Below are 12,478 nucleotides of genomic sequence, written 5' to 3' on the forward strand. Positions count from 1 at the left end.
TATTAATATAGCGGCTTTTGTGTGTATAAATTACCTAGTGGTATTAAAAAATCAAACTAAACAGCTTGTAACCACTTAAGCCAAAAATAAGCACTAACACCGGTAAAGTAAGTAAGTTTACCAACATTGAGTTGGTGTATTTGCCCATTACAGAGCTTTGATTAACTAGCCACACAAGGTAGGTGGTGACAATAGGCAGTAATAGGCCATTAGCTGCTTGGGCAAAAATTATCACGGCAACAGGGTCTAAACCCAGAGACGCCACGGCTGCACCAAATAATAAAATAACAATGGCGACACTTTTAAAGCGGGTGTTATCCATTTTATTTGACCAACCTAACATGCCACATACTGCATATGCACCGGCAAGGGGAGCTGTTATTGCGCTGGTTAAACCTGCTGCAAATAAGCCAATAGCAAAAAAGTAATGGGCAGCATCGCCAAGTAATGGCTCAAGTTGTACCGCCATGTTGGCAGCGCTAATTTGCCCTGCATCTGTGCCATAAAATGCCACTGACGCGGTTGATAAAATTGCCAGCGTGATCACGCCACCTAAGGTGATAGACACACCCGTATCTATATTAGTTTGCTTAATAACTTTTTGCTTATCACTTTTGCTGTCGTGTCTTGCAGCTAAAACACCTGAGTGTAAAAATAAGTTATACGGCACTATGGTGGTGCCCACTAATGCCAATACCGTGGTAATTGAACCCTCAGGCATACTAGGAATAAACCCTGCTAACACATCATTCAGAGAGGGAGCAGCCATAACTAACGTAGAGATAAACACTAGGCTCATTAAAATCACTAATAAAATAAGCGCGTTTTCAACGACTTTGTGTTTACCGCTGTAAAGTAACACCGCACTTAAAAATGCAATGAGTGGCGTCCAAAGCTGGGCATTAACATGAGGAAATATTTCAATTAATCCCATGCTGGCACCGCTAAGGTTGCCAGCCTCGTAGGCGGCACTACCTACTCCAATGGCGCTGATCACTAAAAATATAGCGAGAGATTTAAATAGGGGCGTTTCAATGTGAGCTCTTAGCGCTTGCGCTAAATCTTGCCCGGTGGCTACGCCAAGGCGCGCCGCCATAGATTGTAATAATATGGTGGCAATAACTGAAAACAGTAATGTCCATATTAGTGCAAAACCAAAGTTTGCACCTGCCACGCTGGCAGTCGTAATAGTCCCTGGTCCAATGAAGGCAGCGGTGACGAGTAGTCCTGGTCCTAATCGCATAATTGACCTTAATAGTACTTTTGTATATTGCTATTTAAAGTTACATCTAACGTTTTATAACGCGATGCCTGTATTATTGCTGCCACTTATATTAAGTGCCTTGCAGCGATAGCCGCCCCTTGGCAAACCCTTTTTTAATGATAATCATATGTTAAAAAAGGTCGCGTAGCATACCAACTTATATATAAATTTAAAGGGGGTGTGGCGCGTTTGCGCAAAATTAGTACAATCAACAAATAAAAGTAATAACTGCTTACCTCAGTTTAGGGCTTATTTAACGGCTTAGAGAATGACTTAATAACCTTAAATTGTTCACAGGTTTATGCCAATAACTATAGGCACTATAAACGCTTTGCACGCACTGTATTCACGCAAAGGGTTTGAATGCCCTAAATATCAACCCATTTATGCCATCACGGCTTTAATGGCCTCTAAGCCTTTTCGCAAAGTGCTGGCATCGGTTGCATAATTAATGCGAATGCACTGGTGTTTGTGTGCCCAAGCATCATCAATACCAATAAAAAAATTATGCCCGGGAATAATATAAACATCCTGTTCTTTGAGCTTTTGGTAAAGTTGTTCGCTGGTTATTTTGCCTCTTTAAACCACAGCCACATAAAAAATGCGCCTTCTACTTTGTGTAAGTAAACGGGGAGGTGGGCAAATATTTCATCAAACAAGTTCATTGCTGTTTGTGCTTTTTCTCGATAAAAAGGCAGCACTGAATTTTTACACAGCGGGAGGAGTTCATCTTCATTAATTAGGCGTGTTACTAAACTTGGGCCAAAACTGTTAGGCGATAAAACCATACTGCCATTTACACGGCCAATGGCTTTAATTATGTCATTGTTAGCCACTACAATACCGGTTCGCAACCCCGGTAGGCCAAGCTTTGAAAGCGACATGCATAAAATAATGTTTGAGTTCCAGGTTAAGTTTACATCGGTATAAATACACCCAGGGAATGGGTCGCCGTAGGCGTTATCAATGATCAGTGGGATATTATATTGCTTAGCCAATAAATCGAGATGATGTACTTCTTCATCAGTAATGACATTGCCTGTAGGGTTAGTAGGGCGAGACACACACAGTGCGCTAATGCTGCTGTCGCTTGCTAATACTTGCTCAACAGCTTTAAAGTCAATGATATATTTAAATTGGTTTGAGCCACTTTCAGTATTTAAAATTTCGATATCGGGCTTTATTGCTACAAACATATCGTCAGTTAAGCCTTGATCTGCATAGCCTACATATTCAGGTGCCAGCGGAAATAAAACCTTTTTATGGCTTCCATCAGGCATACTGCCAGCTAACAGATTAAATAACACAAAAAAATTGGCTTGGCTGCCATTACCAAGCGCTATATTATTTGCGGTTAAATCCCATGAGTATTCACTTTTTAGTTGCTTGGCCAGAGCTGCACGAAATGCATCATTACCTGTTGGGCCATCGTAAAGTCCAAATACGTTGGAAAGTGTATTATTAGCAACAAGCTTTTGTAACTCATTGATAAAAATATCATTAACCTCAGGCACTAGGGCCGGATTACCACCACCGAGCATAACAATATTTGGATTATTACTGTTTTTAGCATCGCCTAAATCTTCCATTAACTGAGTAATACCATTAGGTTGAGTAAATTTAGTGCCGAAGTTTGAGTAATCCATAATGACCGTGTGCCTTAAAAAATGATAAGTTAGTGTAAATTAACACTATGAATTTGATATTGAAAAATTTTCACCGATTAGATTACTATAGCCATAACCCGCTATAATCGTTTTTCATATTTTAAGTAGGGCAGCCTTATCAGCAACCTTGAATCACACACTAAAACACCTTTAAACACCAAAGCAGACGATTCGGTTATTACTGATACGATTCTTAAAATTGCCACTTTTAACTTGTTTAATTACCTTGAGCCGCCTAATGCCTATTATGAATTTGAACGCATATACACCGCAGAGCAGTGGGCTAGAAAGCAGCGTTGGCTTGTAAATTACTTAACCGAACATCAGCCTGATGTGATTGGTTTTCAAGAAGTATTTAGTATTGAGTCGCTTAAAGAATTAGTTAAAGATCAAGGCTATACGTACTTTGCCGTGGTAGATGAGCCTCAGGTAATCGACGACTTTATTTACAAACGCCCTGTAGTAGCGCTTGCTGCTAAATACCCCATCGTTGAAGTGGCAACTGTTGAGCATGACCATGAGCTTGCTAAAACCCTTGGTTTAACTGAGGATTTTACATTTAGCCGAAAGGTGCTTAGAGCTACAATAACTTTACCGCATATCGGCAACACGGATTGTTATGTGGTGCATTTTAAGTCTAAGCGCTCAATGATAGAGCTTGATGAGCAAAACAAAGACCTCACACCCGAAAAAAATATTATCGAGCTATTAAAGGCCGATATAGCTGGGAGTTGGGGCTCAACTATTCAGCGCGGCAGTGAAGCCACATTACTGATGATGGACATCATTGCGCGCCGCGAATCTACACAAAACCCAATGGTTTTAATGGGCGATTTTAACAACGACTTAGCTGATGGCGTTTTAAGCCATTTACTAACAAATACACTGCGCTTTGCCCCCACGTTTGACAGTAAAACTTACCTTGCAAAATATTGCCTTAACGACGCATGGCAGTTATTTGCAAAGTCGCAATTAAATTTGGCTAATCAAAATAATGAAAATACAGTGGATTTAAAGCGAAAGCCTACGCATTATTTTGGCGCGAGCAGCTCAGTGCTTGACTACATTTTGTTGTCTTGCGAGTTTGACTCAAGTTACGACGACAGCTTTTTTGAGGTGAGCCATTACCATACTTACGATCGTCATTTAATTAACCCTGAATTTGAGCGTGATGATTTAAGCACAGATCATGGCGTGGTATTGATTAGCTTAGCATTAAGGTCGTAGCGGGTTTTGTTACTATAAATAGTAAGCTAATCTGCCGCTGACATAATTAATATTAAGGCGCTCAGTAGGTGCCTTGATGTTTTCCCTTTCTTTTATCCTGCTGTTTTAAAAAATCACTAATAATTAGTGCATTAACCCTAATTTATATTGATCCACATCATCTTTATTAACGGTGAGAGTGGTAGATTAGTGACGCTGGATTTTTAAGTTCGTTTAAATCGCTTATTACAACTACCCTTGTTGTACTTACAAAGCAGGGTTGCTTTTATATAACAAATAGCGTGCTGTATCCTAAAAATTTTTACCTTGACTACCCTCACTTACATTACTTTATACATACATGGAGTTTTAGCACATGACAATTAAATCAACGTTCAAATCTTTGAGTAAGCTCGCTGTATTGATCATTGTGGGGGGGGCTGGCTGGTATGCTTGGCAAACCTTGCAGCCTACATCATTTGCTGAACAACTCCCTGACAGTGTTGCCTATGGGAATGGGCGAATTGAAGCGACTGAGTACGATATTGCTACAAAATTACCGGGCCGCTTAGTTGACGTTATGGTGCAAGAAGGCGATATGGTTAAAGCGGGTCAAACGCTAGCGGTTATTGACACTGATGATTTAAATGCACAGTTACGTGAAGCTCAGGCGGGACTTCGTGTTGCCAATGAGTCTCGTAAATACGCATTAGCGATTGTAGAGCAGCATAAAAGTGAGCTTAATTTTGCACAAACTGAATTGCGCCGCTCTGCAAAATTATTGGAAAAAGGCCATATTTCAAAAGAAGTGGTAGATCAACAACGAACCACCTCTGCTATTGCGCAAGCTGCTTTAACCGCGGCAAACGTAAAAGTTGTGCAGTCGGATGCTGAAATAGAAGCAGCGCAGGCACGTATTGAGCGATTACAAAGCAACATAGCCGACAGCACGCTCAAAGCACCAATCAATGGACGTATATTGTATCGATTAGCTGAGCCTGGCGAAGTGCTTGGCAGTGGTGGCAAGGTTTTATCGTTATTGGATTTAACCGATGTTTATATGAGTATATATTTACCAACAGCGCAAGCGGGCAAGGTAACAATAGGCTCACAAGCGCGCATTGTTATTGATGCTGTTGCCGAGTATACATTGCCGGCTAAAGTGACGTTTGTATCTGCACAGGCGCAATTTACCCCTAAATCGGTAGAAACCCGAAACGAGCGCGATAAACTGATGTTTAGAGTTAAGGTAAAGCTCGATTCGCAGTTATTAAAAGATCATATCAAACAAGTAAAAACAGGGGTGCCAGGGCTTGCTTATGTGTTGCTAGCACCTGAAAAAAATTGGCCTACGTCATTACAGGTACGAGTACCTGAATAATGGATAACGACGATAAAAACATTCAACAGCTATCACGTGAAAGTGTGGCTACGCTTACTAAGGTGAGTCATCGCTATGCTAATAATCGCGTGCTGGACAACATTAGTATTTCATTACCTGCCGGGAAAATGGTCGGGTTTATAGGCCCTGATGGCGTAGGAAAATCAAGCTTGCTGGCACTTATAGCGGGGGCAAGGGCGATTCAAGAGGGGGAGGTTGAGGTATTAAACGGCAATATGCGCAGCAGTGGTTTTCGTAATACGGTGTCGCCACGCATTGCTTACATGCCTCAAGGGCTTGGCAAAAATGTGTATCCAACACTTTCTGTGTTTGAAAATATAGATTTTTTTGGTCGTCTATTTTCTCAAAATAAAGCTGAGCGCAAACAACGAATTAATAACCTTTTAAAAAGTACAGGCTTAGAGGCATTTGCCGATCGCCCCGCAGAAAAGCTCTCTGGCGGGATGAAACAAAAACTCGGTTTGTGCTGCGCACTGATCCATGACCCTCAATTATTAATTTTAGATGAGCCAACTACCGGAGTTGATCCGCTATCGCGTCGTCAATTTTGGCAATTAATAAACAGTATTCGCGCTGAAAATACACAAATGAGCGTACTGGTTGCGACCGCCTACATGGAAGAAGCCGATGATTTTGATTGGCTAGTCGCTATGGACGATGGAAAAGTAATCGGTACGGGCAGCCCACAAAACCTGAAAGCGCAAACTAATAAAGAATCGCTTGATGAAGCCTTTATAGCATTACTTCCTGAAGAAAAGCGCCATGATCATCAGCGGTTAGTTGTGCCACCTCGTAAACAAGACTTAAACACAACTCAGTTCGCTATAGAAGCAAATGGATTATGTAAAACATTTGGCGATTTTACCGCCGTTAACAAGGTGAGCTTGAGTATTGAACAAGGTGAAATTTTTGGCTTTTTAGGCTCAAATGGCTGTGGAAAAACCACCACAATGAAAATGCTTACCGGGTTACAACCCACAACCAGTGGCGAAGCAAAATTGTTTGGTGAAAAGGTCGATGCCAATAACATAGAAAGCCGCAAACGCGTTGGTTTTATGTCGCAAGCGTTTTCGCTTTATAACGAGCTTACAGTGAAGCAAAACTTGGTATTGCATGCGCGTTTATTTCACTTACCTGCAGAGAAAATAGAGCCGCGCGTTAAAGATTTAATTACTCGGTTTAACCTTAAAAAATACAGTGACGATTTTCCTACCGATTTGCCCCTAGGTATTCGCCAGCGTTTATCGCTTGCTGTTGCGGTAGTACATAGCCCTGAAATGCTCATACTTGATGAGCCCACATCGGGGGTAGACCCCGTTGCAAGGGATGACTTTTGGCAGCTACTCATAGAGCTTTCGCGCGAACAAGGCGTGACTATTTTTATTTCGACTCACTTTATGGATGAAGCGGCACGTTGCGATAGAATTTCGTTAATGCATGCAGGTAAAATACTTGCCAGCGATACGCCAGCTGCACTGTGCCAAGCGCGTAATACCGACACACTAGAAGCTGCCTTTATTGAATATTTAGAAGAGGCGGTAAATGCAGCGGGAGCAAGCTCGGCGATACAAGCATCGATAACGGATAAACCCAAAGCATTGGCTACAGCGCCCGCTACTCGTAAAAATAACACTAACCCCACATTTAGTTTGTTGCGGTTATTTGGTTATGCGCATCGCGAAACGCTAGAGTTATGGCGCGATCCTATTCGCCTAACGTTTGCTTTGCTGGGCTCGATAATTTTGCTGTTTATTTTAGGTTATGGCATTACATTTGATGTTGAAGATTTAAGCTTTGCGGTACTAGATCAAGACCAATCACCCGAGAGCCGCAACTACATTCAAAATATGGCAGGTTCGCGTTACTTTATTCAAAAAGCAGATATTAAAAGCCCGCAAGAACTTGATAAACGAATGCGCAGTGGTGAGTTAAGCGTGGCCGTTGAAATTCCACCTAACTTTGCTCAGCAATTTAAACGCGGCCGTAAACCTGAAATTGTAGTGTGGATTGATGGTTCTATGCCGTTTAGGGCAGAAACGATTAATGGTTATATGAGCGGCGTGTATTACAGCTATTTAACCAACTTATCTTTGCGCACTTATGCACAAGTACCAAACTTAGTGCCAGCTAATATTGAATCTCGCTATCGTTATAACCAAGATTTTAAAAGCATTGAGGCCATGGTGCCGGCGGTTATTCCACTACTATTGGTATTTATTCCTGCAATATTGATGGCGCTTGGCGTAGTGCGCGAAAAAGAGTTGGGTTCAATCATAAACTTATATGTAACACCGGTTAATCGGCTGGAATTTATTATTGGCAAACAGCTGCCTTATATTTTAGTGAGTATGATTAGCTTTTTTGGCTTAGTTGCACTTGCTATTACTGTGTTTGGTGTGGCGCTAAAAGGCAGCTTTTGGGCGCTTAGTTTGGCTGCATTATTATACGTTACAGCGACTACCGGAGTGGGGCTGTTAATTTCGGCTTTTACAAAAACACAAATTTCAGCACTGGCAGCCACTACGGTGGTTGTGTTAATGATTGCCGTTAACTTTTGTGGGCTAATTGACCCTGTTTCTTCCTTGGAAGGGTTTGGGGTGATTATTGGCAAACTGTTTCCGACCACCTACTTTTTAGAGGCGTGTCGGGGGGTCTTTAATAAAGCGCTTAATTTTTCTGATTTATCAGCCCAGCTACTGCCTTTATTCGCTTTTATACCAGTGCTGACTCTGGCCAGTGTATTTTTACTTCCAAAGCAGGACAAATAGCCATGCAACGTCGCGGAAACATTATTAATTTAGGTATTAAAGAGTTGCGTAGTTTATGGCGTGATAAGGTTTTACTGCTATTTGTTTTTTTCGCTTTTACTGGGCTGATTTATGTAGTGGCTTCAGCCACGTCGATAGAGTTAAATAATGCACCAATTGCAGTTGTTGATCACGACCAATCGCAATTATCCAAGCGTATTATTAATGCCTTTTATGAGCCTTACTTCAAAACGCCAGACAGTCTTTCATTGAGCGATGTTGACTCAGCTATGGATGATGGCCGTTATACTTTTGTGCTTAATATCCCGCCTTATTTTGAGCGTGATGTACTTGCAGCTAATCAACCTACGATTCAAGTAAATATAGATGCTACGCGTATGTCGCAAGCATTTATTGGTGATAACTATATTCAAACCATTATTAACGGTGAAGTAAATGAGTTTGTGCAAGGTTATCGAACCGTTTATTCACTGCCAATAAAGCAATCGGCGCACATTATGTTTAATCCAAACATGACAAGTGTATGGTTTGGTAGCGTGATGGAATTGATGAACGTGATCACAATGATTTCGATTATTTTAACTGGCGCCGCGGTGATCCGTGAACGCGAACACGGCACATTAGAGCATTTATTAGTTATGCCATTGAGCCCCTTTGAAATAGTGATGGCGAAAATTTGGGCCAATGGGTTAGTGATTTTATTACTAACTGCGTTTTCATTATTTATTGTGATCGAAGGTTTATTACAAGTGCCTGTTCATGGCTCGCCAGGCTTATTTTTATTTGGCGTTGCTATTCATTTATTTGCGACCACATCACTGGGCATATTGTTAGGCACACAGGCGCGCACTATGCCGCAACTCGGGTTATTGATGATCTTAATTTTATTACCATTACAAATGCTCTCTGGCGGTGTTACGCCGCGAGAAAGTATGCCTGAGGTGGTGCAAAATATAATGTTATTGGCGCCAACAACGCATTTTGTAAAATTTGCTCAAGCTATTTTATACCGAGGAGCAGGGTGGGATGTAGTTTGGCCTTACTTTTTAGCATTAACTGTTATTGGCAGTGTGTTTTTTACTGTTGCATTAATGCGCTTTCGTAAATCAGTGGCGCAAGGTTAGGGTATTAAAATATAACGCGTGTTTTCAAAAAATGACTTTAAGATAAAGCCACCCGTTAATGTTAAAGCGCTAATGGGTGGCTATTGAAGTATGGGGGAGTGATACCATCCGCAATAATAATTAAGCGAATGGGGATGACTTAGTTTAGTCTTGGGTTAATTTCTAAAGGAGATAGCGTAATGGTCGCATTACTGCTTGCTCCTTTATATTCTTGATAGTCTTTGTTTTCAAACAGCGTGTAAAAAACATCAACATAATCGTCATTATTAGTAAACCACTCATCCGGCATTGCTTTAAGTAGTTCATTGGTCAGCTTAGGAATAATGGCATAACCTTGCGCTTGTAAATCAGGAATGCTCGCCATTACTTGCTCTGATATTTCTAATAATTTTATTGCTAGAGTTTTATAGTTGGTGTTGTCATCTTGTTCCATTAAGAGTAAATCAACCGCCTGCCAACGATAACGCTGCCAATGAATTAGCACCTGATTAGGGCTGTAATTAGTTTTGTCATGATCTAAATAAGGTAAATCAACGATATCTAATATTGGTTCATCTCGGGTCGGGTCTATACCCGTTACAATGGCATAAATTTCAGCACCACCTGAGATCCAAGGTTCTTTGTCATCTTCTAAGCGTATTTTTTTCAATACACTGGTTTGCAGGGGTTGTTCATTGCTTAACTGGTTTTGTGGACTAACCGTGCTTTTACTGAATTTGTTAGCAGATAAAATTCCTCTCATTACTGCAATACCCGCATCTTGTACTTTTTGTTGATCTAATTCGACAATAAAGACAGGTTGGGTCGGCATTTGGTCAACACTAAGATAATGAATGTCACCATACTGATCGAACGCTTCAATCTCGCTCCATTGCGTATCGTCACCAGCGGGTGCAAATGCAAATAAAGGGCGTTCGCCTTGCTGCCAAGCGCTAAGCATTTTATCGCTTGCCAAACGCACTTGTAACAAACTACCGGTGTTTTGTGGTAAACCTTTCAGTTGTTGTAACGCGTTGTTTGCTAAACGAGTATTTTGTTGTGTGTGCATACCTAAAGACGGTAGCTGATCCGCATTCAAAACCAGTTTATATTGGCTTAGCGTTTGTTTAAGATCAGCGTTTAATACACTGTAATTAAGCGCTATTTGTTTTGCGAAATTGCGTTTAATGGTGGCTACGTCTTTGTATTGCGCCAACTTAGCCAAGTTTTCACCTTTTTCGATTTCATATTGAGCTGAAAAAGCGGGCGCTGATACACAGTTCAATAGCGCTAAGGTTACCAAGCATTTGGTTATTTTATTCATCATATTCATTTTACCGTTCCGTTATCAGTAACACTATAAAACAACACTTAGAATAAATACTCAAATAAAAATTATAAAATACGTAATTAGTGCTGGTTTTAAGTTGCGTTCAGACTCTAAAAAAATACCAAGACGCTGTGATAGAGTAAGTTTTATATAAAGAATGAATCTATTACAAAAAATTATTTTACTAAAAAGTAATTACTATATACATCAGTGGCTTATCTTTGGCTTGATAGTTGCTGTAACTACTACTCTAATAACAACACAAAGGATTAAACAATGACCGATATAGCACATTCAGCGTTTATAGCATTTTATTTATATTTAATTATGATGTTAGTACAGTGGGCAGTGGCGACGTTTAGTAAAGCCAAACAGCCTGGGGCTGTACCAGGAAAAATAGATAAAGACCTATCTCATGAGAGTTTTATATTTAGAGCGCATCGCACCTTTCATAACACATTAGAAAACAGTGCGTTATTTATAGGAACGGTTTTATTTGCTTTTGTGATTAATTACCACAGTTCGGTTTTTGCAATCTGTATTTGGGTTTACGTTATTGCACGTTTAATTCATATGGCACTGTATTACGCCATTGCCACAGAGAAAAACCCCAGCCCGCGTAGTTACTTCTTTTTGATTGGTGTGATTGCAAACATTGTGATGTTAGTGCTGTTAGGACTGCGATTAGCTAGTTAAGTAAATGATTAAAGCGAAAAGCAGACAGTCTCTAGCTTTTCGCTTACTTATTTTATTGGGCTGGCTTTGTTCTTCGGGTCACAATAAAACACATTAATGAGCCTAATGTAACTAATACTACGCCTTGCCAAAATGCGTTGGTGAGCGATAGTGATAAGTAAATAGAGGCAAATAGCGTAGACAATACAGGAATAAAGTAAGACAAGGTGCCTAACAACACTAGGTTACCGCCAATGATTGCTTGGTTCCATAGTGCGTAACCTCCACCAATAACCATCCCTGCCAGCAATAAAGTAAAACTAGAATATACGTTAAACTCAAAGCTGGGTTCATTACTCAGTCCGTAACTTATCCATAAAGAGATTGCCGTGGTTGCAAAAAATACACTAATGGCATTTTTACCCTCGCTAAGTTTAACCGTTACACTGCAATACACAGCCCAAATAAACGCTGCTGCAAACGCCATAGAGTAGGGTAATGGGTTGTCGCTAATATTAGCGGTTAATACAGCCATAGATAAACCACTGTTGCCAGCAATACACCATGCAACGCCTAAAAACGCAATCAGTATGCTCGGGTAGACTAATACGCTTACTTTAGTGCGGTTAACAATAATCGAAAATAAAATGGTTAACGCTGGCCAAAGGTAGTTAATAATTGCCATTTCTAACGCTTGCTGGCGACTATTTGCAAAGCCGAGGGATAACGCTAAACACATTTCGTAAATAACAAATAAGCTGCCACCAAAGACTAAATAGCGTTTTGGGTAATTGCTTAGCCTTGGTACACCCATGACTAGTATTAAAAAAATCGCACTGACGCTGTAAATTAAAGCAGCACCGCCAATTGGGCTGAATAATTCTGATAAATCACGAATAAAGGCAGTTAAACTGCTCCAAAGTAAAATAGCGAACACCCCATAGAGGGTGTATTTATGTTTGCTTAAAAATGACATGGTGAATTGCTTGATGAATGATAAAAAGTCAGCCGCGAATGTGACATTTTAAAAACAGTGGGGCAAGAGGTAGACTATAAAATTCGA

The 12,478-nt window shown here is 40.5% G+C and carries 8 protein-coding genes and 1 pseudogene; 5 read left to right on the forward strand and 4 right to left on the reverse strand.

Going from position 1 to position 12,478, the window contains the following annotated elements; genetic code table 11:
- Window positions 1-43: 43 nt before the first annotated feature.
- Window positions 44-1,243: an Nramp family divalent metal transporter gene (locus KK487_RS06865; protein WP_215522092.1), complete on the reverse strand. Its 1,200-nt coding sequence runs from the start codon at window positions 1,241-1,243 to the stop codon at window positions 44-46.
- Window positions 1,244-1,648: 405 nt separating this feature from the next.
- Window positions 1,649-2,910 (reverse strand): annotated as a pseudogene (locus tag KK487_RS06870) (valine--pyruvate transaminase).
- Window positions 2,911-3,144: 234 nt separating this feature from the next.
- Between KK487_RS06870 and KK487_RS06875 the strand changes: the two are divergent.
- The 4 genes from KK487_RS06875 to KK487_RS06890 all read left to right on the forward strand — a co-directional run bounded on the left by KK487_RS06875 (window position 3,145) and on the right by KK487_RS06890 (window position 9,431).
- Window positions 3,145-4,158: an endonuclease/exonuclease/phosphatase family protein gene (locus KK487_RS06875; protein ID WP_215522093.1), complete on the forward strand. Its 1,014-nt coding sequence runs from the start codon at window positions 3,145-3,147 to the stop codon at window positions 4,156-4,158.
- 355 nt (window positions 4,159-4,513) lie between these two features.
- Window positions 4,514-5,518 (forward strand): HlyD family secretion protein, encoded by a 1,005-nt coding sequence (locus tag KK487_RS06880; protein ID WP_036956373.1) that lies wholly within the window; start codon window positions 4,514-4,516, stop codon window positions 5,516-5,518.
- A complete protein-coding gene (rbbA, locus tag KK487_RS06885; RefSeq protein WP_215522094.1) occupies window positions 5,518-8,307 on the forward strand; it encodes a ribosome-associated ATPase/putative transporter RbbA in 2,790 nt (929 codons plus the stop codon). The genes KK487_RS06880 and rbbA overlap by 1 nt, the downstream gene beginning before the upstream one ends.
- A gap of 2 nt (window positions 8,308-8,309) precedes the next feature.
- Window positions 8,310-9,431 carry an ABC transporter permease gene (locus KK487_RS06890; protein WP_215522095.1) on the forward strand — a complete coding sequence of 374 codons (1,122 nt, stop codon included), beginning with the start codon at window positions 8,310-8,312 and terminating at the stop codon, window positions 9,429-9,431.
- A gap of 139 nt (window positions 9,432-9,570) precedes the next feature.
- Here the strand turns inward: KK487_RS06890 and KK487_RS06895 are convergent, their stop codons facing one another.
- The gene (locus KK487_RS06895; protein ID WP_215522126.1) at window positions 9,571-10,737 is read right to left on the reverse strand and encodes a DUF3103 family protein; all 1,167 of its coding nucleotides are present in this window, start codon (window positions 10,735-10,737) and stop codon (window positions 9,571-9,573) included.
- A 279-nt stretch (window positions 10,738-11,016) separates the two neighbouring features.
- Between KK487_RS06895 and KK487_RS06900 the strand changes: the two genes are divergently transcribed.
- On the forward strand, window positions 11,017-11,436 hold the full coding sequence (locus KK487_RS06900; RefSeq protein ID WP_013464776.1) for an MAPEG family protein: 420 nt from the start codon (window positions 11,017-11,019) through the stop codon (window positions 11,434-11,436).
- Between the two features lie 52 nt (window positions 11,437-11,488).
- Here KK487_RS06900 and yddG read toward each other — a convergent pair whose 3' ends face one another.
- Window positions 11,489-12,391: an aromatic amino acid DMT transporter YddG gene (gene yddG / locus KK487_RS06905; protein WP_215522096.1), complete on the reverse strand. Its 903-nt coding sequence runs from the start codon at window positions 12,389-12,391 to the stop codon at window positions 11,489-11,491.
- Window positions 12,392-12,478 lie beyond the last annotated feature (87 nt).

The organism is Pseudoalteromonas sp. SiA1 (genome assembly GCF_018732205.1).
In the GTDB taxonomy this organism is placed as follows: Bacteria; Pseudomonadota; Gammaproteobacteria; order Enterobacterales; family Alteromonadaceae; genus Pseudoalteromonas; species Pseudoalteromonas tetraodonis.